Here is a 25,608-nt window from a genome sequence, read left to right as displayed (position 1 = left end):
TACCGAGTTTTTCCCCCAGCTTTTTTGCTGCACACACAAAAACGCCCCGAACCAGTCGGGGCGTTTTCAGTTACGGCAGTTGCTTAGCGCGGGAACGCTGGCGGGTTTACCCCGGCCATGTCTTCCATAACGCGTACTACCTGGCAGCTGTAACCGAATTCGTTGTCGTACCAAACGTACAGCACAACGCGGTTGTCATTGCAGATAGTGGCTTCAGCATCCACCACACCGGCGTGACGCGAACCTACGAAGTCAGTGGAAACCACTTCCAGCGAGCTCACGAAGTCGATTTGCTTGTGCAGATCGGAGTGCAGCGCCATGTGACGCAGGTACTCGTTCATTTCTTCACGGGTAGCCGGCTTCTCAAGGTTCAGGTTGAGAATAGCCATCGACACGTTTGGCGTTGGAACGCGAATCGCATTACCGGTCAGCTTGCCAGCCAGCTCAGGCAGGGCCTTGGCAGCAGCGGTCGCAGCACCGGTCTCGGTGATCACCATGTTCAGCGCAGCAGAACGACCACGGCGATCGCCCTTGTGGAAGTTGTCGATCAGGTTCTGGTCGTTGGTGTACGAGTGAACCGTTTCAACGTGGCCGTTGACGATGCCGAACTTGTCGTTGACAGCCTTGAGCACCGGCACGATGGCGTTGGTGGTGCAGGATGCCGCCGAAACGATCTTGTCGTCCGCGGTGATTTCGCCGTGGTTGATGCCGTGAACGATGTTCTTCAGCTTGCCTTTGCCCGGCGCGGTCAACACTACACGGTCGATACCAGGGCACTGCAAGTGCTGGCCCAGGCCGTCGGCGTCACGCCATACACCGGTGTTGTCCACCAGCAGGGCGTTCTGAATACCGTACTGGGTGTAATCCACCTCGGTAGGGTTTTTCGCGTAGATAACCTGGATCAGGTTGCCGTTGGCGGTGATGGTGTTGTTGGCTTCATCGACCACGATGGTGCCATCGAACGGGCCATGTACCGAGTCACGACGCAGCAGGCTTGCACGCTTGACCAGATCGTTGTCGGCGCCTTTGCGCACAACAATGGCGCGCAGACGCAGACCGTCGCCACCACCGGTTTTTTCGATCAGGATGCGCGCCAGCAGACGGCCGATACGACCAAAGCCGTACAGCACAACGTCGGTGCCTTTACGTGCAGAAGCGTTTTGTTGACCTACAACATCGGCCAGCTCTTCACGCACAAACTGCTCAGCCGTACGGCCATTGCCTTCGGCCTTGAACTTGACGGCCAGCTTGCCCAGATCTACCGAAGCAGCGCCGAGCTTGAGCTCGCTCATTGCCTTGAGCAGCGGGAAAGTTTCGTGCACGGACAATTCGATATCATCGGACTGACGATGGCGAGCAAAGCGGTGAGCCTTGAGAATCGCAATGACTGAACGGTTGATCAGGCTGCGGCCATAGATCGAGCTAACCACATTGTTATTGCGGTATAGCTGACCGATAAGCGGAATCATCGCTTCTGCGAGTGCTTCACGGTCGATCCATTCACCAAGACACTGGTCGGGCTTCTGAGTCACGGGAACCTTCCACATGTAGGGGCTGAAAAAAGGGGCTACATTATGCCGCTGCACCCATGCAGGGGCAATGCACGCCTGTCACACGCATTTACTGAAACGATTAAGCTCCAGTAAATATAGGCGAATATTTTTTTAACACTGGCCTTTTTACCGGCCCGTCGCCCTTGCGCAGCCCCTCTGGCACCCCCATGTTGAGTAACAGGCGCTGATTTGCGCCCCCCGTTAAAGACTGCAACTGACAGCCAGCCCTCTGGCCCGTTACACTTGCCGACTTTGTCGCAACGCTTGGAGCTCAACCTTCCGTGCCCGTCCTGCGTCTACCGAAACTCCCTGCTACGGCAGGTAAACAGCACTGGAGCAACCTGCCCGGTGCTGCCCTGAGCCTCGCGATTGCCGAGGCCGCCAGCGCCGCCAAGCGCTTCACCCTGCTGCTGACCGCCGACAGCCAAAGTGCCGAACGCCTTGAGCAGGAACTGAGGTTCTTTGCCCCCGAGTTGCCGGTGCTGCATTTCCCCGACTGGGAAACCTTGCCCTACGACCTGTTCTCGCCGCACCAGGACATCATCTCCCAGCGCATCGCCAGCCTGTATCGGCTGCCGGAGCTGAGTCATGGCGTTTTGGTAGTGCCGATCACCACCGCCCTACATCGCCTGGCCCCCACCAAGTTCCTGCTCGGCAGCAGCCTGGTGCTGGATATCGGCCAGAAGCTGGATGTTGAGCAGATGCGCACGCGGCTTGAGGCCAGTGGCTATCGCTGTGTGGACACGGTGTATGAGCATGGCGAATTCGCCGTGCGCGGGGCGCTGATCGACCTGTTCCCGATGGGTAGCAAGCTGCCCTACCGGATCGACCTGTTCGACGACGAAATCGAGACCCTGCGTACCTTCGACCCGGAAAACCAGCGCTCCATCGACAAGGTCGAATCGGTACGCCTGTTGCCGGCCCGCGAATTTCCGCTGCAAAAAGACGCCGTCACCCGCTTCAAGGCCCGCTTCCGCGAGCGCTTTGACGTGGACTTTCGCCGTTGCCCGATTTTCCAGGACTTGACCAGCGGGATTACCCCGGCGGGTATCGAGTACTACCTGCCGCTGTTTTTCGACGAAACCTCGACCCTGTTCGACTATTTGCCGGGGGACACCCAGGTGTTCTCCCTGCCGGGTATCGAGCAGGCAGCCGAGAACTTCTGGTCTGATGTACGCAACCGTTACGAAGAACGCCGTATCGACCCGTCGCGCCCGTTGCTGCCCCCTGCCGAGTTGTTCCTGCCAGTAGAAGACTGCTTTGCCCGCCTGAAAAGCTGGCCACGAGTAGTCGCCAGCCAGGATGACATCGACACCGGTAGCAGCCGTGAACGCTTCCCGGCACAGCCACTGCCCAACCTGGCCATCGAAGCCAAGGCCAATCAGCCGCTGCAGGCCCTGGCAGGTTTTCTTGAGCAGTTTGAAGGCCGCGTGCTGTTTACCGCCGAGTCAGCGGGTCGCCGTGAAGTCCTGCTCGAACTGCTCGAACGCTTGAAGCTGCGGCCAAAAACCGTCGACAGCTGGCCCGATTTCGTCGCCAGCAAACACCGCCTGGCCATCACCATCGCCCCGCTGGATGAAGGCCTGCTGCTGGACGACCCGGCATTGGCACTGATCGCCGAAAGCCCGTTGTTCGGCCAGCGCGTGATGCAACGCAGGCGTCGCGAAAAACGCGCCGACGCCAATAACGATGCGGTGATCAAGAACCTTACCGAGCTGCGCGAAGGCGCGCCGGTGGTGCATATCGACCACGGTGTGGGCCGCTATCAGGGTCTGGCAACCCTGGAAGTGGACAATCAGGTCGCCGAGTTCCTGACCCTGGAATATGCCGAGGGCGCCAAGCTCTATGTGCCCGTGGCCAACCTGCACCTGATCGCCCGCTACACCGGCAGTGATGATGAGCTGGCGCCGCTGCACCGCCTGGGCTCGGAAACCTGGCAAAAAGCCAAGCGCAAGGCTGCCGAGCAAGTGCGTGATGTGGCCGCTGAACTGCTCGATATCTACGCTCGCCGTGCTGCCCGTGAAGGCTATGCATTTGCCGACCCGAAAGCCGATTATGCGACGTTCAGTGCCGGCTTCCCGTTTGAAGAAACCCCGGACCAGCAAACCACCATCGAAGCTGTGCGCGCCGACATGCTGTCGCCCAAGCCGATGGACCGCCTGGTGTGCGGCGACGTGGGTTTCGGCAAAACCGAAGTGGCCATGCGCGCAGCCTTTATTGCCGTGCATGGCGGGCGTCAGGTGGCCATTCTGGTGCCCACCACTCTGCTTGCCCAGCAGCACTACAACAGCTTCCGCGACCGTTTCGCCGATTGGCCGGTAACGGTCGAGGTGATGAGCCGCTTCAAGTCGGCCAAGGAAATCAACCAGGCCGTGGCTGATCTGGCTGAAGGCAAGATCGATATCGTTATCGGCACCCACAAGCTGCTGCAGGACGATGTCAAGATCAAGAATCTGGGCCTGGTGATCATCGACGAAGAACACCGCTTCGGGGTGCGCCAGAAAGAAGTGCTCAAGGCCCTGCGCAGTGAAGTCGATATCCTCACCCTCACCGCCACGCCCATCCCGCGCACGCTGAATATGGCGGTGTCGGGCATGCGCGACCTGTCGATCATCGCCACGCCTCCGGCGCGGCGGTTGTCGGTGCGCACCTTTGTCATGGAGCAGAACAAGAGCACGGTCAAAGAGGCCCTGCTGCGTGAACTGCTGCGCGGCGGCCAGGTGTACTACCTGCACAACGACGTGAAAACCATCGAGAAATGCGCTGCCGAACTGGCTGAGCTGGTGCCTGAGGCACGGATCGGCATCGGCCACGGGCAGATGCGCGAGCGCGAACTCGAACAGGTGATGAGCGACTTCTATCACAAGCGCTTCAACGTGCTGATTGCCTCGACCATTATCGAGACCGGTATCGACGTGCCCAGCGCCAACACCATCATTATCGAGCGTGCGGACAAGTTCGGCCTGGCACAGCTACACCAGCTGCGCGGCCGCGTCGGGCGCAGTCACCACCAGGCCTATGCCTACCTGCTGACGCCACCACGTCAGCAAATTACCGGGGACGCGCAAAAACGCCTGGAAGCCATTGCCAACACTCAGGACCTGGGGGCCGGTTTTGTCCTGGCCACCAACGACCTCGAGATTCGTGGCGCCGGTGAACTGCTCGGTGATGGCCAGAGCGGCCAGATCCAGGCGGTCGGCTTTACCCTGTACATGGAAATGCTCGAGCGTGCGGTCAAGTCGATCCGCAAGGGCGAACAGCCCAATCTCGACCAGCCGCTGGGAGGTGGCCCGGAAATCAACCTGCGCGTACCGGCGCTGATTCCCGAGGCGTACCTGCCGGATGTGCATGCGCGACTGATTCTGTACAAACGCATCGCCTCGGCCACCGACGAAGAGGGTCTCAAGGACCTGCAGGTGGAGATGATCGACCGTTTCGGCCTGCTGCCTGAGCCGACCAAGAATCTGGTGCGTATCACCCTGCTCAAATTGCAGGCCGAGCAACTGGGTATCAAAAAGGTTGATGCCGGGCCGCAAGGCGGACGTATCGAATTTGCCGCCGATACTCCGGTTGACCCGATGGTGCTGATCAAACTGATCCAGGGCCAGCCCAACCGCTACAAATTCGAAGGCGCAACCCTGTTCAAATTTATGGTTCCCATGGAACGCCCGGAAGAACGCTTCAATAACATTGAGGCGCTGTTTGAACGCCTGACGCCGAAGACTGCCTGAATGAAATGCCCATGCCCCTGAGCCAGAACCCGCGACTGACCAAACCCCTGGCACCGACCTGGGTCAGTCGCTTCAAAGAGCAAAGCCTTGAGCGTGGCCGCCGCTACGCCAAGGAAAATCGCGTCAGAATCGCCACAATCGGCGACAGCATGATCACTGCCAGTTGTCAGGGCTCAGGCGAAAACACCTACCGTCAGACCATACATTTGCGCGAATCCGCCAAAGGCACACTGCTTTTGGTGGACGCCACCTGCACCTGCCCGGTACGCATCAATTGCAAGCACACCGCTGCCGTCTTACTGAAGATCGAAGAAACCTTGAATTACCCCGCCGCCGCTCAGGATGCCGAGCTTCTGGAGAAACTCCAGGCCGTACTCGATTCACGTCGCCCCAATAACCTGCCCGAGCAATTGATCGACGATATACAGCCGGTACCGCGCCTGTGGCTGGCCAGCGCCGAGTTCAGCGCCTTCGAGCCACGCAACGGCAAGATGCAACGCTATATCCAGCACCGCGCCGCCCTGTCGTTCAACTACCTTGACCACTACGTCAGCGGGCAAAAGAACGCCGATATCCTGCTGCGCCAGGAACAGCAGATCCTGCGGATCAAGCGCCAGCCGCAGGCAGAAAACCGCTACCGCGAGCAACTGCGCAGCCTGGGCTTCAAGATTGCCACCCGCCAGAGCAAGGCCCTGCCTGAAAGTGCTGGCGAACTGTTTGAGCTGGTCAATGACAGTGCCTGGCTGAATTTCACCCTCAACCAGTTGCAGGGCCTGCGCGAGCAAGGCTGGGAACTGCAGATCGATGAGGATTTCGGCTTCGACCTGAGCCCGGTCGAAGACTGGTACGCCAATGTTGACGAGGCCCCTGAGCGGGACTGGTTCGACCTGGAACTGGGGATTGTGGTCAATGGTCAGCACCTGAGTTTGCTGCCGATCCTGCTGAACCTGATGCGTTCGCACAACGACCTGCTCAACCCCGAGAAACTTGCACGGCGCCGGGATGACGAGCTGATCCTGGTGAATATTCCGGCCAACCCCGCCAGCGGCCAAGGCCCGCTGCAGGTTGCCCTGCCATTCGGGCGTTTGAAGCCAGTACTGGCGACCCTGGACGAATTTTACCTGGGCGAGCCGGATGCCACTTCGCTGCGAATCAAAAGCGCCGACGCCCTGCGCCTCAACGCACTGGATGCCCTGCCCCTGCGCTGGGAAGGCGGCGAACAGATTCGCGGCTTTGCCCAACGCCTGCGTGATATCAAGGACTTTAGCGTCGAAGCCCCCGCAGGGCTCAACGCCAACTTGCGCCCCTACCAGCTCGAAGGCCTGAGCTGGATGCAGTCCCTGCGCCAGCTGGAGGTCGGCGGCGTACTGGCCGACGACATGGGCCTGGGCAAGACCCTGCAGACCCTGGCGCATATCCTCTGCGAAAAAAATGCCGGTCGCCTCGATCGCCCGGCCATGGTGGTGATGCCCACCAGTCTGATCCCCAACTGGCTCGACGAAGCGGCGCACTTTACCCCGCAGCTCAAGGTACTGGCGCTGTATGGCGCCACGCGCAAAAAACACTTTGCGCACCTCAACGACTACGACGTGATCCTCACCACCTACGCCTTGCTGCCCAAGGACATAGAACATCTGGCCAAACTGCCCCTGCACATCCTGATTCTGGACGAAGCCCAGTACATCAAGAACCCCGGCAGCAAGGCCACCCAGGCCGCCTGTGAGCTGGTTGCACGGCAACGCCTGTGCTTGAGCGGCACCCCGCTGGAAAACCACCTGGGCGAGCTGTGGTCACTGTTCCACTTTCTGCTGCCCGGCTGGCTGGGGGACGTCAAGGCCTTCAACCGCAACTACCGCGTGCCGATCGAGCGCCAGGGCAACAACGAGCGCCTGCAGCATCTGAATGCGCGGATCAAACCGTTTTTGCTGCGTCGCACCAAAGAACAGGTCGCCACTGAACTGCCGCCCAAGACCGAGATCATCCACTGGGTCGATCTCAACGAAGCGCAGCGTGACGTATACGAAACCATGCGCCTGGCGATGGACAAAAAAGTGCGCGATGAAATCACCCGCAAGGGTGTCGGGCGCAGCCAGATCATTATTCTTGAAGCGCTGCTCAAACTGCGTCAGGTGTGCTGTGACCTGCGCCTGGTCAGCGACACCCCGCCGAAAAAAGGCAGCACCTCGGGCAAGCTCGACAGCCTGATGCTGATGCTCGAAGAACTGTTTGCCGAGGGTCGGCGCATCCTGCTGTTTTCCCAGTTCACCTCGATGCTGGCCCTGATCGAGGCCGAACTGAAAAAACGCAAGGTGAGCTACGCCATCCTCACCGGGCAAACCCGCGACCGCCGCACCCCGGTCAAGGACTTCCAGAGCGGCACGTTGCAGATTTTCCTGATCAGCCTCAAGGCGGGCGGCGTCGGCCTGAACCTCACCGAAGCGGACACGGTGATTCACTACGATCCATGGTGGAACCCGGCGGCGGAAAACCAGGCCACCGACCGTGCCTATCGTATTGGCCAGGAAAAACCGGTGTTTGTGTACAAGATGATTGCCCGCGGCACTGTCGAAGAGAAAATCCAGCACTTGCAGCAGGAAAAATCGGATTTGGCTGCAGGCGTACTCGACGGGCGCATAGCCGGGGACTGGAAACTGCAGGACGATGATATCGACGCCTTGTTTGCGCCGCTGCCGCCTAAAACTGAAAAACGCTGAGATTCAATATGGGGCGGCGGTGCGACAATTCGACTTGTTCGCGATGCAGGCGACCAGATTTATCTGACACACCAAGGCGATACCATCGCAAGCAAGTCGAATCGTCGCACCGCCGCTCCCACAGGGGATGGGTGAGTATCAGCCCGCCAGCACCCGCGCCAACGTCGCCTTCACCTTACCCATGCCGTCATGCAGCGCCTGCTCGATTTCGGCCATGGTGATAATTGCCGTCGACTTGCCCGCCGCCGGGTTGACCACCAGCGCCAGGCACGCGTAATCCAGTTCCAGCTCACGGGCCAGCGCCGCTTCCGGCATGCCGGTCATGCCCACGATATCGCAGCCGTCACGCTCAAGACGGGCGATTTCAGCCACCGTCTCAAGACGCGGGCCTTGAGTTGCCGCATAAACACCGTGGCTGCTGTAGGAACAACCCTCGGCCGCCAGCGCGCCGATCAACTGCTCACGCAACGACTCGGTGTAGGGATAGCTGAAGTCGATATGGGTCACATGCTCCAGGTCACCGGCGAAATAGGTATGTTCCCTGCCGCTGGTGTAGTCGATCAGCTGATGCGGCACGCAAAAATGCCCGGTACCCATGGCCATATGAATTCCGCCCACGGCATTTACCGCCAGGATCGCTTCGGCCCCGGCCTGCTTCAAAGCCCACAGGTTGGCGCGGTAGTTGACCTGATGCGGCGGCACCCGGTGCGGATGGCCATGACGGGCCAGGAACAATACTTCGCGGCCGCCAAACTCACCGATCTGGATATCTGCCGAAGTCGGACCGTAAGGCGTATCCAGGGCCAGTGAACGACTAATGGTCAGCCCTTCGAGCTGAGTCAGACCCGTGCCGCCGATAATTGCATAAACCGTCATTGAGGCCGATCCCTTAATCAATTAATTGAGCATCTTTGAGTGCGCCCATCGCCACCAGCCAGCGCGGGCTCTGCCGATAGTCGGTGCTGGCCCAGGCTTGGCCACGCATGCGCGCAATCCGTGGCGACGGCGTCACCTTCAGGCGCTGCGCAGCGCTGAGGGCCAGTTCTGCTGCTGCACGATCATTGCACACCAGCCCCATATCGCAACCGGCCGACAGGGCAGCCTCGATGCGGCTGGCGGCATCACCCACCACATGGGCACCGGCCATCGACAGGTCGTCACTGAAGATAACACCGTCAAATTGCAGCTCACCGCGCAAAATATCCTGCAACCAGCGACGGGAGAAACCTGCGGGCTGGCTGTCTACCTGTGGGTAAATCACATGGGCCGGCATCACTGCCGCCAACTGCTTGCTCAGGCGGGCAAATGGCACCAGGTCATGGGCGCGGATCTGCTCAAGGCTGCGCTCATCAGTCGGAATGGCTACATGAGAATCAGCTTCAGCCCACCCATGCCCCGGAAAATGCTTACCGGTAGCAGCCATGCCGGCGTCGTTCATCCCGCGAATAAAAGCCCCGGCCAATACCGCTGCGCGTTCAGGATCACCTTCGAAAGAACGGCTGCCGACCACGGCACTGCGCTGGTAATCCAGGTCCAGTACCGGGGCAAAGCTCAAGTCCAGGCCCACGGCCAAAACCTCAGTGGCCATGATCCAGCCGCATTGCTCGGCCAGGTACTCGGCATTGGAGTTGTCGGCAATCGCGCGCATGGCAGGCAGGCGCACAAAGCCCTGACGCAAGCGCTGCACCCGACCGCCTTCCTGATCGACCGCCAGCAGCAGGTCCGGGCGCACTGCCCGAATAGATGCACTCAACTCACGCACCTGGCGCGGGTGCTCGATATTGCGGGCAAAGATGATCAAACCGCCCACTTCAGGCTGGCGCAACAATTGCCGGTCTTCAGCCGTCAGCCAGGTACCGGCGACGTCCACCATCAAGGAGCCTTGCAAGGCAGAACTCATGGGAAATCCTTTAGAAAGAGAGCGCTTGTTACCCGGCCCGGATACGCAGGCACGGGCCTGCACGCCGCACTCCAGAGAGGCAGCAGCGAATCGACAGACGGGAACAAGTCAGGGCTGGGCATGGCAGCTAGCTTAGCGGAACAAAGCTGCCGCGCCCACCCGCAGCAGGTCAAACCTTGGCGGTGACCGGCGCGGTTTTGCTGCGAGGGCGAAGCTGGGCACTGGCCATCGACGGGTCGGTAACACCGCTCTCGGCACGCATGCCGGCCGCCAGAAACGGCACCATCAGACGCATCACCTGCTCGATCGAGGTATTGACCCCAAAATCGGTCTCGGCAATGGCACGCAATGCCTTGATCCCGGACATGCTGAAAGCCGCCGCACCCAACATGAAATGTACGCGCCAGAACAGCTCGATGGGCGGGATCTGCGGGGCAGCTTCGTTGACCAGCAACATATAGCGACGGAACACCTTGCCGTACATATCTTCGAGATAACGGCGCAAATGGCCCTGGCTCTGACTGAACGCCAACCCCAGCAAGCGCATGAAGATTGACAGGTCGTTGCCACTGCGCGGCTGAATCACCAGCGCCTGCTCGACCAGCATCTCCAGCAACTCTTCAAGGGTCGGACGGTTCTCCGGCTTGCCCTGACGGCGCTCCAGTTCACGATCGAGGTTGGCGCAAAAAGGCCCCAGAAAGCGCGAAAAAACTGCCTGGATCAACGCTTTCTTCGAACCGAAATGGTAATTGACTGCCGCCAGGTTGACCCCGGCCTTGCTGGTAATCAGCCGCAACGAGGTTTCAGCAAACCCTTTTTCCGCGAACAGCTGCTCGGCAGCATCAAGGATACGTTCAACGGTTTCCGACTGGGCCATGACTACTCCGCCTGACATGCATTTAAACACTTGTTTGAAACATACGTTTCAGCTTGTAAAAAGTCAAGATGACCTATTCGTTTTGCGACCGGGCGGTTTCGCATTTAACCACAGCCTCGGCCAGCCCTGCCCCAACTGATAAGGTACGGGCCAAGCCACTTATTGACGACCGTCCAGCGGACTGCTGGAAATGGGTGATTGCCAATACGCCTTCACTGTATATAATCCCAGTCACTGTATAAAAAGACAGAGCGATCAACATGCTAAAACTGACGCCACGCCAAGCTGAGATCCTGGCCTTCATCAAGCGATGCCTGGATGACAACGGATACCCGCCCACCCGTGCCGAGATCGCACAGGAACTGGGTTTCAAGTCCCCCAACGCTGCCGAAGAGCACCTCAAGGCCCTTGCCCGCAAGGGTGCCATCGAGATGACCCCGGGGGCCTCGCGCGGCATTCGTATCCCCGGCTTTGAAGCCAAGGCGGACGAATCCACCCTGCCCATCATTGGCCGTGTTGCTGCCGGCGCGCCGATCCTGGCACAGGAACATGTCGAAGAGTCCTGCAACATCAATCCGACCTTCTTCCACCCGCGGGCCGATTACCTGCTGCGGGTCCAGGGCATGAGCATGAAGGACGTCGGCATCTTTGATGGCGACCTGCTGGCGGTTCATACCTGCCGCGAAGCACGCAACGGCCAGATCGTGGTGGCCCGCATCGATGACGAAGTCACCGTAAAACGCTTCAAGCGCGAAGGCAGCAAAGTCTGGCTTATCGCTGAAAACCCGGATTTTGCCCCCATTGAAGTCAATCTCAAGGAGCAGGAACTGGTCATTGAAGGCCTGAGCGTCGGCGTTATTCGCCGCTAATAGGAGGCGTCATGCAGTTCCCACACACCCCGCTGCCCGCACAACTGACCCTGTTCGAAGCGTTCATGGCGCAACCCATGCCCCCTGCGATCAAGGACGTGCTCGATTCACCCTGGAGCGCCGAACCTGAAGTATTCAGTGAGCTGTCGCTGCGTGGTGCTGCCGGAAACTGCCTGAACCTGCTGGCGCCCATGCTGCGCGAACTGAGCGAGCATCAAAACGCCCGCTGGCTGACCCTCATCGCCCCGCCCGCCAGCCTGACTCAAAGCTGGCTGCGCGATGCCGGGCTGAACCGCGAACGTATTTTGCTGCTGCAACCCAACGGCAATAAAAGCGCCTTGCAACTCACCTGCGAAGCGCTGCGCCTGGGCCGTAGCCACACCGTGGTCAGCTGGATCAACCCGCTGACCAGCGCCGCGCGCCAACAACTGATCGGCGCAGCACGCACCGGCCACGGGCAAAGCTTGAATATTCGCTTGGGCTAAATCACTTGCGCTGCCACAGCGCCAATGCAGAGTGCAGTGGCCGGTTGTGGCACAGGATTCAAGGCCGCTTAATGAAGAATGCGCGGCCCGTCATCTTTCTCGAGCTCGCCTTCGGCCAGCCGCCCCGCCATCTGCACACCGACGCTAAGCATGGCCTTGGCCACCTCTACGTGCTGACCCTGAAGAAAGGCCTTGGCATCTTCAGAAAAGTTCAGCGTTACCAAAGACCCTTCGTCCTCAGCACGGCGCAACTCGATGCGGCCGTCTGGCAACTCGACAATTTCTAGAAAGGACGTTGGCATATAAATTTGTTCTCCACGAAAGCGCGGGAGTATATCAGCCATCCCGTGGAAAATTCCCAGGATCTGCAGCGCTTTGCATTACAGACTGATGAATGACTGTACCGTCTCGATTTTGACCCCTAGCACTCATTGAGTCCATCACGGAACCGGATAGCCAGACTTTTCAGGTTCTGGCGCCACTCTTCCATGGTTTCGCGGCTCAGCTCCTGAGGCGTCTCGTCTTCCAGATTGACCGCTACGATCAAAGGCTGGAACACGTCAGCCTTGACCTTCTTCGGCGCCTGCAGCGGCTGATACAGCGCTGCATGGGTGGCAACCAGCTGTGCCAGCCAGGTTTGCGGCGCATGCGCCAGTTCAACCAGCTCTGCCAGCTCGGGGATGGCCTTCTCGTCCAGTACTGCCTGAGTAAGCAGCAGCTCGACCCGCGGCGCATTGGCCTGGGGCAGACGATAGAAGCCCGCGATCTCATGACACAATCCAAGCAGCGCCCCATACAAGTGGAACACCGCCGATTCGCGCTCAGCCTGAACCAGCGCCTGGGCGTTCATGGCCCGACCTTCGCTTGCCTTGTGCATGGCCTCCAGGGCCAGGCCAGCGAAATAGATCTTCTGATTGGTGCGGGTATAGAGTTCGTGAGCCATGGGGGCGCTCCACAACGAATGGATAAAGGCAGGTGGTACAGTCTCAGGGATCAGGCCGTACTGGCGCAAGGCCCACGCTCCCCACCGCCACTTGTGGGAGCGGGCTTGCCCGCGATGCAGGCGCTGCAGTGTTTCAGCCAAACCATGTCGATGCCATCGCGGGCAAGCCCGCTCCCACAACAGTGTTCCAGCGGCGACAACCACGCCGGGACTGGCAAGCAAAAAAAACCGCGCAAGGCATGCAGCCCTTGCGCGGTTTTTTTATTCAGCGATCAGCTCGGATCAAGCGTCTTTTTCTTTACGCTTGTCTTCCACCTTCCAGCTCTTGCCGTCATAGAACGCACGCCAGCCAGTCGGTTTGCCATCCACTTCAGTCTGCACGTACTGCTCTTTGGTCTTGCGACTGTAACGAATCACCGCAGGGCGGCCATCCGGGTCTTTCTTCGGCGCTTCACACAAGAAGTGGTACTTGGGATCGATCTCGTCCTTGTGCGGCACAATCTCGATCACCAGCGGAGCACGGGTCTCACGGTTTTTCGGGAACTGACTCGCAGCCAGGAACAACCCCGAAGCACCGTCACGCAGGATATACGTATCGTTGACCTTCTCGCATTTCAGCTCCGGCATTTTTACCGGGTCCATCTTCGGTGGCGCCGCCTCACCGCTTTTCAGCAGTTTGCGGGTGTTCTTGCATTCCGCATTGGTGCAACCGAAGAACTTGCCGAAACGGCCAGTCTTGAGCTGCATCTCGCTGCCGCACTTGTCGCATTCCAGGCTCGGACCTTCGTAGCCTTTGATGCGGTAGTTACCTTCCTCGATTTCGTAGCCCACGCAATCCGGGTTGTTACCGCAGATGTGCAGCTTGTGCTTCTCATCCAGCAGGTAAGCATCCATTGCCGTGCTGCAAATCGGGCAACGGTGCTTGCCCAACAGCACCAGGGATTCGGATTCGCCTTCGTCGTCCGCTGCGATTTCATCGCCCGGCACCAGGTTAACCGTGGCCTTGCAGCGTTCTTTAGGTGGCAGGCTGTAACCCGAGCAACCCAGGAACACGCCAGTCGAAGCCGTACGAATCTGCATCGGACGACCGCATTCCTTGCATGGAATATCCGTCATCACCGGCTGGTTGGCACGCATGCCGCCTTCCGGCGCTGCCGCTACTTCGAGTTTCTTCTTGAAGTCGCCGTAGAACTCGTCCAGCACGTTTTTCCAGTCGCGCTCGCCTTGCGCCACGTCATCGAGGTTCTCTTCCATACCGGCGGTAAAGCCGTAGTCCATCAGGTCGGAGAAGCTCTCGGACAAGCGTTCGGTAACGATGTCGCCCATTTTTTCGGAGTAGAAGCGGCGGTTATGCAACGCCACGTAACCACGGTCCTGAATGGTCGAGATAATCGCCGCATAGGTCGAAGGACGACCGATACCGCGCTTTTCCATCTCTTTTACCAGGCTGGCTTCGGAGTAACGCGCAGGCGGCTTGGTGAAGTGCTGGCTCGGATCGAGCTCGATCAGTTTCAGCGCATCGCCCTGGGCCATGTCCGGCAGTACATCGTCGTCGCCCGGCTTGGCAATCTGTGGCATTACACGGGTGTAACCGTCGAACTTGAGGATGCGGCCCTTGGCACGCAGCTCGAAGTCGCCAGCGGCCACGGTAACGGTGGTCGACAGGTATTTGGCCGGTAGCATCTGGCACGCCACGAATTGGCGCCAGATCAGCTCGTAGAGGCGCTCAGCGTCGCGCTCCATGCCTGTCAGCTTGCTCGGGTGCAGGTTTACGTCAGAAGGACGAATCGCTTCGTGAGCCTCCTGTGCGCCTTCCTTGCTGCTGTACACGTTCGGTGCAGGCGGCAGGTAGTCAGCGCCAAACTCGCCTTCAATGTAGGTGCGCGCCATTTCGACCGCATCGGCCGACAGGTTGGTGGAGTCGGTACGCATGTACGTGATGTAGCCCGCTTCATATAAACGCTGGGCCATCATCATGGTCTTTTTCACCCCGTAGCCCAGGCGGTTGCTCGCGGCCTGTTGCAGGGTGGACGTGATAAAGGGTGCCGACGGCTTGCTGCTGGTCGGCTTGTCTTCACGCTTGACGATGCTGTAGTTCGAAGCCTTGAGCTTCTCCAGCGCCGCCATGGCCTGAGCTTCGTTCAGCGGCTTGAAGGCCTCGCCTTTTTCGCGGGCAACGTCAAAGCGCACTTTCGCACCTTTGGCAGTGCCCAGATCGGCGTGAATCTCCCAGTACTCTTCAGGATTGAACGCACGAATCTCGCGCTCACGCTCAACTACCAGCTTTACCGCAACCGATTGCACACGGCCAGCCGACAGGCCACGGGCAACCTTGGCCCACAGCAGTGGCGAAACCATGTAACCCACGACGCGATCGAGAAAGCGACGAGCCTGCTGGGCATTGACCCGGTTGATATCCAGCTCGCCCGGTTTGGAGAAGGCTTCCTGAATCGCTTTCTTGGTGATTTCGTTGAACACCACGCGCTTGTAGCGGGTGTCATCACCACCGATGGCTTCGCGCAGGTGCCAGGCAATGGCTTCCCCCTCGCGATCCAAGTCGGTTGCGAGATAGATGGTGTCAGCATCCTTGGCGAGCCGGCGCAGCTCTTCGATGACCTTTTCCTTGCCGGGCAGGATCTCGTACTTGGCTTTCCAGCCATGTTCGGGATCAACGCCCATGCGCGAGATCAGCTGCTTCTGAGCCTTCTCTTTTGGCGACAGGGCCGGCGCTTCGCCCGCCGCTGCCTTGCCACGCTTGGCAGCCGGTTCTTTGCTGGCGCTAGCCGAACCGCTGGTGGGCAGGTCTCGGATATGGCCGATACTCGACTTCACCACGTACTCGTTACCCAAGTACTTGTTGATGGTCTTGGCCTTAGCCGGGGATTCCACAATGACCAGCGATTTGCCCATGGATCAGAAAATTCCTGAATTCTAGAAGTGAAAGGCGGTTCGCGCCTGACGCGGCACCGCTATATATAGTGGCTACAAGGTGAGGTCAAGCACAGGGTTCTGCGCGACCTTGCCTTATGGCCGGGAAAAAAGGCTGGGTTCGGCCTGAATCAGGGCAAAGCGCGGGACCTGTTCGCCCTCGACGATGACTGACTCCAGGAACATGCTCAGCGGGCGCACCCAAAAGCCGTAATCGCCATACAGGGCTTGGTAGAACACTACATCCTCTTCGGTTTCAGAATGGCGAGCCACACTGAATACCCGATATTGAGGGCCTTTGTAATGTTGATAGAGCCCAGGTTGTAGCGGCATGTTGCGGACCCTCTGCAAAATAAAAAAATAAAAACGCCTAAAAACAAAAACCGGGGCACAAGGCCCCGGCTTCCATCAACGCAACGCTTAGACGCGTTCGAAGACGGTGGCAATGCCCTGGCCAAGACCAATGCACATGGTGGACAACCCGAAGGTGCCGCCATTTTGCTTCATTACATTGAGCAAAGTGCCGGAGATACGCGCACCTGAACAACCAAACGGGTGACCCAGGGCGATGGCACCGCCGTGCAGGTTAACCTTCTCATTCATCTTGTCGAGCACTTTCAAATCTTTCAGCACTGGCAGGGCCTGTGCAGCGAAAGCTTCGTTGAGCTCGATGAAGTCGATATCGGCCATACTCAAGCCCGCACGCTTCAACGCTTTTTGCGTAGCCGGTACTGGACCATAGCCCATGATTGCAGGGTCCACACCCGCAACCGCCATCGAACGGATCACGGCCAACGGCTCCAGACCCAAGTCTTTGGCCCGCTGCGCCGACATCACGATCATGCACGAAGCACCATCGGTGATTTGCGACGAAGTGCCAGCAGTCACTGTGCCGCCTTTCGGGTTGAAAGCAGGTTTCAACGCCGCCAGGCTTTCCAGGGTGGTATCTGGACGAATAGTTTCATCGTAGTCGAAAATCTTCAGGAAGCCGTTTTCGTCATACCCCTGCATCGGGATGATTTCGTCCTTGAACTTGCCTTCGATCGTCGCCTTGTGGGCCAATTGGTGCGAGCGCACGGCAAACGCGTCCTGCTGCTCGCGGCTGATGCCGTGCATCTTGCCCAGCATTTCAGCGGTCAAACCCATCATGCCCGAGGCTTTCGCCGCATACAGCGACATGTGCGGGTTAGGGTCAACGCCGTGCATCATGCTCACGTGGCCCATATGCTCGACGCCGCCGACGACGAAAACGTCACCGTTGCCGGTCATGATCGCTTGCGCAGCCGTGTGCAGGGCGCTCATGGACGAGCCGCACAGGCGGCTTACGGTCTGCGCTGCGCTGGTGTGCGGGATCTGGGTCATCAGCGACGCCATGCGCGCAATGTTCCAGCCCTGCTCCAGGGTCTGGTTTACACAGCCCCAGATCACGTCTTCCACTTCACCCGGGTCAACCTTGCTGTTGCGCTCCAGCACTTTGCTGATCAGGTGTGCAGACATGTCTTCAGCACGGGTGTTGCGGTGCATGCCACCCTTGGAGCGGCCCATCGGGGTGCGACCGAAGTCTACAATCACCACGTCTCTAGGATTCAAGCTCATAATTTCACTCTCACTCTAATGGGGCGCTTAACCGAAGAAGCTCTGGCCGTTTTTGGCCATCTCACGCAGCTTCGCAGTCGGGTGGTACAGCGCGCCCAGTTCAGCGTACTGATCAGCCAGGGCCACGAACTCTGCAACACCGATCGAGTCGATGTAGCGCAGAGCGCCGCCACGGAACAGCGGGAAGCCAATGCCGTACACCAGACCCATATCGGCCTCGGCTGCGGTTTCAACGATGCCGTCTTCCAGGCAACGCACGGTTTCCAGGCACAGCGGGATCATCATCCAGTTGATGATGTCTTCGTCGGTCACGTCGCGCTGCTCGTAAACGATTGGCTTGAGCACTTCAAGCACGCTTGAATCAACGACTTTCTTCTGCTTGCCGCGCTTGTCTTCTTCGTAGGCGTAGAAGCCCTTGCCGTTCTTCTGGCCCAGGCGCTTGGCCTCGTACAGAGCGTCGATCGCCGAGCGGCGGTCGTCTTTCATGCGATCCGGGAAGCCTTCAGCCATTACGTCGCGACCGTGGTGACCGGTGTCGATGCCGACCACGTCCATCAGGTACGCCGGGCCCATTGGCCAGCCGAATTTTTCCATTACTTTGTCGATGCGCACAAAGTCGACACCGGCACTGACCAGACGGGCGAAACCGCCGAAGTACGGGAACAGTACGCGGTTGACCAAAAAGCCCGGGCAGTCGTTGACCACGATCGGGTTCTTGCCCATTTTCTTGGCGTAGGCAACGGTGGTTGCAACAGCCAGATCGCTGGACTTCTCGCCACGAATCACTTCAACCAGCGGCATCATGTGCACCGGGTTAAAGAAGTGCATGCCGACGAAATTTTCCGGACGCTTGAGGGCCTTGGCCAGCAGGCTGATGGAGATGGTCGAGGTGTTGGAAGCCAGGATGGCGTCTTCGCGAACGTGGTTTTCCACTTCCGCCAGCACCGCTTGCTTGACCTTCGGGTTTTCGACTACTGCTTCGACCACCAGGTCGACGTTGCCGAAATCGCCGTAGGACAGCGTAGGGCGAATACCGTTAAGTACTTCAGCCATTTTTGCCGGGGTCATGCGACCTTTATCAACGCGCCCCACCAGCAGCTTGGCGGCTTCTGCCAGACCCTGCTCGATGCCGTGTTCGTTGATGTCCTTCATCAGGATCGGCGTACCTTTGGAGGCCGACTGATAGGCAATACCGCCACCCATGATGCCTGCGCCCAGAACGGCGGCCTGCTTCACGTCTTTGGCGATCTTGTCGTAGATCTTGGCTTTTTTCTTCAGTTCCTGATCGTTCAGGAACAGGCCGATCAGGCAGTTCGAAGCGCTGGTCTTGGCCAGTTTGGCAAAACCTGCGGCTTCCACTTCCAGCGCCTTGTCACGACCGAAGTTGGCGGCTTTCTGGATGGTCTTGATTGCTTCAACCGGGGCCGGGTAGTTCGGGCCGGCCTGGCCAGCCACGAACCCTTTGGCGGTTTCGAAAGCCATCATTTGTTCGATTGCGTTGAGCTTGAGCTTTTCCAGCTTCGGCTGACGCTTGGCCTTGTAGTCCAGTTCGCCACTGATGGCGCGCTTGATCAGGTCGAGGGCGGCTGCGCCCAGCTTGTCAGCGGTTACAACAGCATCAACGGCGCTCACTTTAAGAGCGTCTTCGGCGCGATTTTCCTTGCCGGAGGCAATCCACTCAACCGCGTTATCAACACCGATCAGGCGCGGCAGACGCACGGTGCCGCCGAAGCCCGGGTAGATGCCCAGCTTGACTTCTGGCAGGCCGATCTTGGCGCTGTCAGCCATGACCCGGAAGTCAGCTGCCAGGCACATTTCCAGACCGCCGCCCAACGCGATGCCATTGATGGCCGCGACGGTAGGGACATTGAGGTCTTCGAAATCACTGAAGATTTTGTTGGCTTCCAGGTTGCCAGCGATCAGCTCGGCATCCGGCAACTTGAAGTTTTCGACGAATTCGGTGATGTCGGCGCCGACGATAAACACGTCTTTGCCACTGGAAACGATGACACCCTTGACCGAAGCGTCTGCCTTGATCGCATCTACCGCCTGACGCAATTCGTTCAGGGTTAGACGGTTGAACTTGTTGACGGACTCACCCTTGAGGTCGAACTTGAGTTCGACGATGCCACTTTCAAGAGCCGTAACCGTGATGGCTTTACCTTCGTAAATCATCAACTGATCTCCAGGATATGGAAGCTGAACAGTACACGCTGGACGCTAGCGTCTGGCTGCCATTGACCTCGGGTCAATGCTGTTGCCAATCCGCCAGGCACACCCGCCAACGCGATATTCGGGCTTGAATGAGCGCTGTCTGACACGACAAACACTTGATTCATACGCCCGTTTGATTTGGGTGTCGACACCTTTACGGAAAAGCGATCGATTGTCAATTGTCCAAAACAATGATGACAAAACGACCCGGCAGTCAGTTTAAAAACTCATGCCCCTGTGGGAGCGAGCCTGCTCGCGATGGCATCTCCACGGTTCACCTGAGAGACCCCGCCGCCCGCATCGCGGGCAAGCCCGCTCCCACAAAGGACACGCAGAGGCTCAAGCCAGCGCCTTGAGCACTTCATCAATGGCCTTCAACACCTGAGCCTCACCCTTCTCGCCCCACACCAGCACGATCATTTGCTTGTCCGCCTCAACTTTATAGACGTTGGCCGGCAGTTTTTCGAACTGCGCCAGCAGGCGCGGATCCTCACACGCTTCCTGCCAGCGATTGAGCCATTTGCCCGGCGCCGATTGCCAATAGCACCACACATCAGGCTTAGTACTGCGCCGCGGGCGGTGGTATTGCGCACAGGAAGCAGGCGGTTCAGGCTCAAGCCAGTGCGGCCACTCCTGCGGCGCCAGCTGCATGGCCAACCCCATGCGCCGCGCCTCCATACGCAAGCCCATGCGACCATTCTGACTACGCGAAGGTCGCAACCATGCCAAGGGGCTAAGAACCAGCGCCAGGATTGACACCACTATCCATACCGTCATATCTGTACTCTCATAACTTGATAACCGAGTAGATCCGGACTTGAACCAAGGCTCTGCAAAAGGGCCATACTCATAATTGATTACATTCAACAGGAGCGCCGCAAATGTCCACGCCAAAGCCCTACACACATATTCTCGTCGCCGTCGATCTGACCGATGAATGCGACCCGGTGATCTATCGCGCCAGTGCGAGCGCTGAGGCAAATGGCGCCAAACTGTCTCTTATCCACATCGTTGAACCGATGGCCATGGCCTTTGGTGGCGATGTGCCTATGGACCTGTCGCAGCTACAGCAACAACAGTTTGATCAAGCCAAGGAGCGCCTTGAACGCCTGATCGACATTTATCCGCAGCTGTCCAAAGACAACTGCCACCTGAAATATGGTCAGCCACGCCAGGAAATTCACGGCTTCGCAAAAGCCGAAAACTGCGACCTGATCGTGGTCGGCAGCCACGGCCGACACGGCCTCGCCCTGCTGCTGGGCTCCACCGCCAACGACGTACTGCACGGTGCGCCATGCGACGTGCTGGCGGTCAGCCTGAAAAAGCCTGACTAAGTTTATCTGCATGCAACAAAAAAGCCCGGCACCTTGTAAAAGGGCCGGGCTTTTTCAGTTCAGCATGCCGTCAATCAGGCATCCAGCTCGGCCCAGCGCTCAACCAACTGCTCAAGCTCGGCTTGCAATGTTTCGAGCTTGGCAATCACTTCTGCGGTTTTGGCCGCAGGCAGTTGGTAGAAACCAGCGTCAGCCATTTCTGCTTCAACAGCAGCAATCGCCTGTTCTTTGGCGTCGATATCAGCCGGCAAAGCTTCCAGCTCGCGCTGCAGCTTGTAGCTGAGTTTCTTTTTCGCCGCAGGAGCAGGCTGAGCCGCCACCGGAGCCGGTGCAGCCTCGACCACGGCCGAGTTCAGGTCGGCTTTGCCCGACTTGCTCTCGGTCACGCCCAACAGGCGTGGAGAGCCGCCCTGACGCAGCCAGTCCTGATAACCGCCCACGTATTCGCGGACCTTGCCTTCGCCCTGGAATACCAGGGTGCTGGTCACCACGTTGTCGAGGAATGCCCGGTCGTGACTGACCATCAGCACGGTGCCCTTGAAGGTCAGCAGAACCTCTTCGAGCAGCTCCAGGGTTTCAACGTCCAGGTCGTTGGTCGGCTCATCGAGCACCAGCAGGTTGGCCGGCTTGCTGAACAGCTTGGCCAGCAACAGACGCGCACGCTCACCACCCGACAGCGCCTTGACCGGCGTGCGGGCACGCTGGGGGCTGAACAGGAAGTCGCCCAGGTAGCTGAGCACATGCCGGCTCTGACCATCGATATCAATAAAGTCGCGGCCTTCAGCCACGTTATCGATCACGGTTTTTTCCAGATCCAGCTGGTGACGCAGTTGATCGAAGTACGCCACGTCGATGCGCGTGCCCTCTTCAACCGTACCTTCAGTTGGCACCAGGCCGCCCAGCATCAGCTTCAGCAGGGTGGTTTTACCGGTACCGTTGGCACCCAGCAGACCAATACGGTCGCCGCGCTGCAGGACCATCGAGAAGTCCTTGAGCAGGAACGGACCACCCGGGTGAGCAAAGCTGACGTTTTCCAGCACCATCACTTGCTTGCCGGACTTGTCTGCGGTGTCCAGCTGGATATTCGCCTTGCCAGTACGCTCGCGACGTTCGCTGCGCTCTACGCGCAGTTCCTTGAGGGCGCGTACGCGGCCTTCGTTACGGGTACGACGGGCCTTGATGCCCTGGCGGATCCACACTTCTTCCTGAGCCAGACGCTTGTCGAACAGCGCGTTGGCGGTTTCTTCCGCGGCCAGGGTGGCTTCCTTGTGGACCAGGAAACTGGCGTAGTCGCCATTCCAGTCGATCAGGCCGCCACGGTCCAGTTCCAGAATCCGGGTGGCCAGATTTTGCAGGAATGAACGGTCGTGGGTAATAAACAGAACCGCGCCCTGGAAGCCCATCAAGGCCTCTTCCAGCCACGCGATTGCGCCGATATCCAGGTGGTTGGTCGGTTCGTCGAGCAGCAGCAAATCCGGTTCGGAAACCAGAGCCTGTGCCAGCAGGACGCGACGACGCCAGCCGCCGGACAATTCGGCGAGGGTTTTGTCAGCCGGCAACTGCAGACGGCTCAGGGTGCTATCGACCAGTTGCTGCAAGCGCCAGCCATCACGGGCTTCGAGGTCTTGCTGGACGTGCATGAGCTTGTCCAGGTCAGCATCGGTAACGATGTTCTGGCTCAAGTGATGGTACTGGGCCAGCAACTCGCCAACACCGTCCAGGCCTTGGGCCACAACGTCGAACACGGTCCGCTCGTCGGCAACCGGCAACTCTTGCGGCAATTCGCCAATCTTGAGGCCGGGCGCGCGCCAAACAGAGCCGTCATCGGGTTTTTGATCACCTTTAACCAGCTTCATCATGCTGGACTTGCCGGTACCGTTGCGGCCGATGATGCACACCCGCTCTCCACGGGCGATCTGCCAGGACACCTTGTCCAACAACGGCATAGAGCCGAAAGCAAGGGACACATCGCTGAATTTGAGCAGGGTCATGAGCTTCTCCAAAAACTGGGCGCGCATTCTACCTGATTTGAACCCTCGGGCGGCCGGGTATTTCTTGTACGGCGCCGTCTTGCCTTCATTTAGTGCCAAGTTGCGCCGGTTGGCCTTCAAGACGTTCACGCATCACTGGCAAAAGGCTAAGCTACGAAATAATCAGCGCAGGCCAGGCCTGCGTTCGTCGCGTTTTTCATCAGTACGGAAGCCTCATGCGCAGTCGTCTCTTCAACTTTTTATCCTGCCTGCTTCTCACCAGCTGTGCCGTGCAAGCCGCCCATGGCGCAGACCTGACTCAACAACGCCAACTCTATGACCAGGCCAAACGTGCCCTGGCCAAAGGCGATTCCGGCCCTTATTTTCAAAATGCCGCAGCCCTGCGCAGCTACCCACTGACGCCTTACCTGGCCTATGACGAGCTGACCGCTCGCCTGAAATCGGCCAGCAACACCGAAATCGAGCAATTTTTAGCCGACCACGGCGATCTGCCCCAAGCAAACTGGATGAAACTGCGCTGGTTGCGCTGGCTGGCAGAACGGGGCGACTGGGCTACATTCGAAAAGTACTACGACCCTAAGCTCAATTTCACCGAGCTGGACTGCCTCAATGGCCAGTATGAGCTGCAACACAATCTCAAGGCCGAAGGCTATGCCACTGCCGAGAAACTGTGGCTGGTCGGCAAGGCACAGCCCGACGCCTGTGACGCCCTGTTCCGGCAGTGGGCTGCCGAAGGCCAGTTGACCGAGCAAAAACGCTGGCAAAGGGTCAAGCTCGCCGCTGAAGCGCGCAATTACGCTCTGGCCACGTCGCTGGCCAGCGGCCTCAACACCCTCAGCCCACAAGCCAAGCTGATGATCGATGTCGCGCAGAAGCCCGACATGCTCAGCCAGCCTTCGCGCTTCGCCCCGGCCAGCGAGGCCATGTCTGATGCCGTGGGCCTGGGCCTGCGTCGCCTGGCGCGTCAGGATCCGGAAAAAGCCGCCTCCCTGCTCGATACCTACGCCACCAACATGCACTTTTCCCGCGATGAAAAAGTCGCCATCGCCCGGGAAATCGGCCTGACGTTCGCCCGCCGCTACGATGGTCGCGGCCTGGACATCATGACCAAATATGACCCCGAGCTGCGGGACAACACTGTTACCGAATGGCGCCTGCGCCTGCTGCTGCGCCTGGGCCGCTGGCAAGACGCCTATCAGTTGACCCGCAAGCTGCCGCAGGATCTGGCAGCCACCAGCCGCTGGCGCTATTGGCAGGCGCGCAGCCTTGAACTGGCCGAGCCGAAAAACCCGCAAGCGCAGGTTTTGTTCAAAAAAGTCGCCAACGAACGTGATTTCTACGGTTTCCTGGCCGCTGACCGGGCGCAAACACCGTACCAGCTCAACAATCGACCGCTGGTACTCAGCCCGCAACTGGTCAAAAAAGTGCGCAACACTCCAGGGGTGCAGCGCGCACTTGAATTCCATGACCGCGGGCAAATCGTCGATGGGCGCCGCGAGTGGTACTACGTCAGCCGCCTGTTCAGCCGCGATGAAATGGTCGCCCAGGCCAAGCTGGCCTACGATCTGAAGTGGTATTTCCCGGCGATCCGTACCATCAGCCAGGCCCAGTACTGGGACGATCTGGACATTCGTTTCCCGATGGCCCACCGCGACACACTGGTACGTGAAGCCAAGCTGCGCGGCCTGCATTCCAGCTGGGTATTCGCCATTACCCGTCAGGAAAGCGCCTTTATGGATGATGCCCGCTCTGGCGTGGGCGCCAGCGGCTTGATGCAGTTGATGCCAGCAACCGCCAAAGAGACGGCGCGAAAATTCAATATCCCGCTGGCCTCACCACAGCAAGTGCTGAACCCGGACAAGAATATCCAGTTGGGTGCCGCTTACCTGAGCCAGGTGCATGGTCAGTTCAATGGCAACCGGGTGCTGGCTTCAGCGGCGTATAACGCCGGGCCGGGCCGTGTACGCCAGTGGCTCAAGGGCGCCAACCACCTTGGCTTCGATGTGTGGATTGAAAGCATCCCGTTCGACGAAACCCGTCAATATGTACAGAATGTGCTGTCTTATTCGGTGATCTACGGGGAGAAGTTGAATGCACCACAGCCTGTGGTGGACTGGCATGAGCGGTATTTTGATGACCAATAAAATCTAACGAGGCCCGCCCCTTGTGGGAGCGGGCTTGCTCGCGATAGGGACTGCGCGGTTTGTCAGATAAACCGCGGTGATGCAATCGCAGGCAAGCCAGCTCCCACAGGATTTGCGTTGCTCACAAAATTCGGACCTTGCCGGGGTCATTATGTAGGAGCGAGCCTGCTCGCGATGGCATCACTGCGGTTCGCCTGACAGACCGCAGCGCCTGCATCGCAGGCAAGCCAGCTCCCACAGGGTTTGTGGCAACCCACAAAATTCAAACTTGGCAGGGAACATTGTGGGAGTGAGCTTGCTCGCGATGGCATCACTGCGGTTCGCCTGAC

At 59.0% G+C, this 25,608-nt stretch carries 18 protein-coding genes; 6 read left to right on the top strand and 12 right to left on the bottom strand.

Going from position 1 to position 25,608, the window contains the following annotated elements; translation table 11 throughout:
- Positions 1 to 83 precede the first annotated feature (83 nt).
- Positions 84 to 1,547 (bottom strand): glyceraldehyde-3-phosphate dehydrogenase, encoded by a 1,464-nt coding sequence (locus ACZRMH_RS19875; protein WP_095002203.1) that lies wholly within the window; start codon positions 1,545 to 1,547, stop codon positions 84 to 86.
- Between the two features lie 287 nt (positions 1,548 to 1,834).
- On the opposite strand from ACZRMH_RS19875, the gene mfd reads away from it, so the two are divergent.
- Positions 1,835 to 5,284: a transcription-repair coupling factor gene (gene mfd, locus ACZRMH_RS19870; protein ID WP_464014885.1), complete on the top strand. Its 3,450-nt coding sequence runs from the start codon at positions 1,835 to 1,837 to the stop codon at positions 5,282 to 5,284.
- 11 nt (positions 5,285 to 5,295) lie between these two features.
- Positions 5,296 to 7,998 (top strand): SNF2-related protein, encoded by a 2,703-nt coding sequence (locus ACZRMH_RS19865; protein ID WP_464014884.1) that lies wholly within the window; start codon positions 5,296 to 5,298, stop codon positions 7,996 to 7,998.
- 138 nt (positions 7,999 to 8,136) lie between these two features.
- Here ACZRMH_RS19865 and ACZRMH_RS19860 read toward each other — a convergent pair whose 3' ends face one another.
- The 3 genes from ACZRMH_RS19860 to ACZRMH_RS19850 form a co-directional block, all read right to left on the bottom strand.
- The gene (locus ACZRMH_RS19860) at positions 8,137 to 8,874 is read right to left on the bottom strand and encodes an S-methyl-5'-thioinosine phosphorylase (RefSeq protein ID WP_088379317.1); all 738 of its coding nucleotides are present in this window, start codon (positions 8,872 to 8,874) and stop codon (positions 8,137 to 8,139) included.
- A 13-nt stretch (positions 8,875 to 8,887) separates the two neighbouring features.
- Positions 8,888 to 9,886, bottom strand: a complete 999-nt coding sequence (gene nagZ / locus ACZRMH_RS19855) for a beta-N-acetylhexosaminidase (protein WP_464014914.1) — start codon at positions 9,884 to 9,886, stop codon at positions 8,888 to 8,890.
- Between the two features lie 181 nt (positions 9,887 to 10,067).
- Positions 10,068 to 10,775 (bottom strand): TetR/AcrR family transcriptional regulator, encoded by a 708-nt coding sequence (locus ACZRMH_RS19850; RefSeq protein WP_464014883.1) that lies wholly within the window; start codon positions 10,773 to 10,775, stop codon positions 10,068 to 10,070.
- A 260-nt stretch (positions 10,776 to 11,035) separates the two neighbouring features.
- On the opposite strand from ACZRMH_RS19850, the gene lexA reads away from it, so the two are divergent.
- Together lexA and sulA are read left to right on the top strand one after the other, a co-directional pair.
- A complete protein-coding gene (lexA, locus tag ACZRMH_RS19845) occupies positions 11,036 to 11,644 on the top strand; it encodes a transcriptional repressor LexA (protein ID WP_029611310.1) in 609 nt (202 codons plus the stop codon).
- Between the two features lie 11 nt (positions 11,645 to 11,655).
- Entirely contained in the window at positions 11,656 to 12,129 is a 474-nt protein-coding gene (gene sulA / locus ACZRMH_RS19840) for an SOS-induced cell division inhibitor SulA (protein ID WP_464014882.1), read from the top strand.
- A gap of 68 nt (positions 12,130 to 12,197) precedes the next feature.
- Here sulA and ACZRMH_RS19835 read toward each other — a convergent pair whose 3' ends face one another.
- The 7 genes from ACZRMH_RS19835 to ACZRMH_RS19805 all read right to left on the bottom strand — a co-directional run bounded on the left by ACZRMH_RS19835 (position 12,198) and on the right by ACZRMH_RS19805 (position 20,587).
- On the bottom strand, positions 12,198 to 12,431 hold the full coding sequence (locus ACZRMH_RS19835) for a hypothetical protein (RefSeq protein ID WP_003446620.1): 234 nt from the start codon (positions 12,429 to 12,431) through the stop codon (positions 12,198 to 12,200).
- A 119-nt stretch (positions 12,432 to 12,550) separates the two neighbouring features.
- Positions 12,551 to 13,072, bottom strand: coding sequence for a DUF6586 family protein (locus tag ACZRMH_RS19830; protein ID WP_464014881.1), 522 nt, complete (start codon positions 13,070 to 13,072; stop codon positions 12,551 to 12,553).
- 282 nt (positions 13,073 to 13,354) lie between these two features.
- Positions 13,355 to 15,982 carry a type I DNA topoisomerase gene (gene topA, locus ACZRMH_RS19825; RefSeq protein WP_464014880.1) on the bottom strand — a complete coding sequence of 876 codons (2,628 nt, stop codon included), beginning with the start codon at positions 15,980 to 15,982 and terminating at the stop codon, positions 13,355 to 13,357.
- Positions 15,983 to 16,096: 114 nt separating this feature from the next.
- Positions 16,097 to 16,333 carry a DUF1653 domain-containing protein gene (locus tag ACZRMH_RS19820; protein WP_463994011.1) on the bottom strand — a complete coding sequence of 79 codons (237 nt, stop codon included), beginning with the start codon at positions 16,331 to 16,333 and terminating at the stop codon, positions 16,097 to 16,099.
- Positions 16,334 to 16,420: 87 nt separating this feature from the next.
- Complete coding sequence (fadA, locus tag ACZRMH_RS19815; RefSeq protein WP_464014879.1) at positions 16,421 to 17,596, bottom strand: acetyl-CoA C-acyltransferase FadA; 1,176 nt, start codon at positions 17,594 to 17,596, stop codon at positions 16,421 to 16,423.
- 27 nt (positions 17,597 to 17,623) lie between these two features.
- The gene (gene fadB, locus ACZRMH_RS19810) at positions 17,624 to 19,771 is read right to left on the bottom strand and encodes a fatty acid oxidation complex subunit alpha FadB (RefSeq protein WP_464014878.1); all 2,148 of its coding nucleotides are present in this window, start codon (positions 19,769 to 19,771) and stop codon (positions 17,624 to 17,626) included.
- A 378-nt stretch (positions 19,772 to 20,149) separates the two neighbouring features.
- Positions 20,150 to 20,587 (bottom strand): hypothetical protein, encoded by a 438-nt coding sequence (locus ACZRMH_RS19805; protein WP_464014877.1) that lies wholly within the window; start codon positions 20,585 to 20,587, stop codon positions 20,150 to 20,152.
- A 104-nt stretch (positions 20,588 to 20,691) separates the two neighbouring features.
- On the opposite strand from ACZRMH_RS19805, the gene ACZRMH_RS19800 reads away from it, so the two are divergent.
- On the top strand, positions 20,692 to 21,144 hold the full coding sequence (locus ACZRMH_RS19800) for a universal stress protein (protein ID WP_464014876.1): 453 nt from the start codon (positions 20,692 to 20,694) through the stop codon (positions 21,142 to 21,144).
- Between the two features lie 74 nt (positions 21,145 to 21,218).
- On the opposite strand, the gene ACZRMH_RS19795 is transcribed toward ACZRMH_RS19800, so the two are convergent.
- Positions 21,219 to 23,135 carry an ATP-binding cassette domain-containing protein gene (locus ACZRMH_RS19795; RefSeq protein ID WP_464014875.1) on the bottom strand — a complete coding sequence of 639 codons (1,917 nt, stop codon included), beginning with the start codon at positions 23,133 to 23,135 and terminating at the stop codon, positions 21,219 to 21,221.
- Between the two features lie 215 nt (positions 23,136 to 23,350).
- Here ACZRMH_RS19795 and ACZRMH_RS19790 point away from each other — a divergent pair, with 215 nt between their 5' ends.
- Positions 23,351 to 25,279, top strand: a complete 1,929-nt coding sequence (locus ACZRMH_RS19790; protein ID WP_464014874.1) for a transglycosylase SLT domain-containing protein — start codon at positions 23,351 to 23,353, stop codon at positions 25,277 to 25,279.
- Positions 25,280 to 25,608 lie beyond the last annotated feature (329 nt).

The sequence above is a fragment of the Pseudomonas sp. B414 genome (genome assembly GCF_055408445.1).
The sequence above is the reverse complement of the archived record's forward strand: the minus strand, read 5'-3'. Positions and strand labels throughout refer to the sequence as shown.

Excerpts from the sequence above, each read along its gene's own strand:
- ACZRMH_RS19875 (WP_095002203.1), bottom strand. The coding sequence starts at position 1,547 with ATGTGGAAGGTTCCCGTGACTCAGAAGCCCGACCAGTGTCTTGGTGAA.
- ACZRMH_RS19865 (WP_464014884.1), top strand. The coding sequence starts at position 5,296 with ATGCCCCTGAGCCAGAACCCGCGACTGACCAAACCCCTGGCACCGACC.
- ACZRMH_RS19860 (WP_088379317.1), bottom strand. The coding sequence starts at position 8,874 with ATGACGGTTTATGCAATTATCGGCGGCACGGGTCTGACTCAGCTCGAA.
- ACZRMH_RS19850 (WP_464014883.1), bottom strand. The coding sequence starts at position 10,775 with ATGGCCCAGTCGGAAACCGTTGAACGTATCCTTGATGCTGCCGAGCAG.
- lexA (WP_029611310.1), top strand. The coding sequence starts at position 11,036 with ATGCTAAAACTGACGCCACGCCAAGCTGAGATCCTGGCCTTCATCAAG.
- sulA (WP_464014882.1), top strand. The coding sequence starts at position 11,656 with ATGCAGTTCCCACACACCCCGCTGCCCGCACAACTGACCCTGTTCGAA.
- ACZRMH_RS19835 (WP_003446620.1), bottom strand. The coding sequence starts at position 12,431 with ATGCCAACGTCCTTTCTAGAAATTGTCGAGTTGCCAGACGGCCGCATC.
- ACZRMH_RS19830 (WP_464014881.1), bottom strand. The coding sequence starts at position 13,072 with ATGGCTCACGAACTCTATACCCGCACCAATCAGAAGATCTATTTCGCT.
- topA (WP_464014880.1), bottom strand. The coding sequence starts at position 15,982 with ATGGGCAAATCGCTGGTCATTGTGGAATCCCCGGCTAAGGCCAAGACC.
- ACZRMH_RS19820 (WP_463994011.1), bottom strand. The coding sequence starts at position 16,333 with ATGCCGCTACAACCTGGGCTCTATCAACATTACAAAGGCCCTCAATAT.
- fadA (WP_464014879.1), bottom strand. The coding sequence starts at position 17,596 with ATGAGCTTGAATCCTAGAGACGTGGTGATTGTAGACTTCGGTCGCACC.
- fadB (WP_464014878.1), bottom strand. The coding sequence starts at position 19,771 with ATGATTTACGAAGGTAAAGCCATCACGGTTACGGCTCTTGAAAGTGGC.
- ACZRMH_RS19805 (WP_464014877.1), bottom strand. The coding sequence starts at position 20,587 with ATGACGGTATGGATAGTGGTGTCAATCCTGGCGCTGGTTCTTAGCCCC.
- ACZRMH_RS19800 (WP_464014876.1), top strand. The coding sequence starts at position 20,692 with ATGTCCACGCCAAAGCCCTACACACATATTCTCGTCGCCGTCGATCTG.
- ACZRMH_RS19795 (WP_464014875.1), bottom strand. The coding sequence starts at position 23,135 with ATGACCCTGCTCAAATTCAGCGATGTGTCCCTTGCTTTCGGCTCTATG.
- ACZRMH_RS19790 (WP_464014874.1), top strand. The coding sequence starts at position 23,351 with ATGCGCAGTCGTCTCTTCAACTTTTTATCCTGCCTGCTTCTCACCAGC.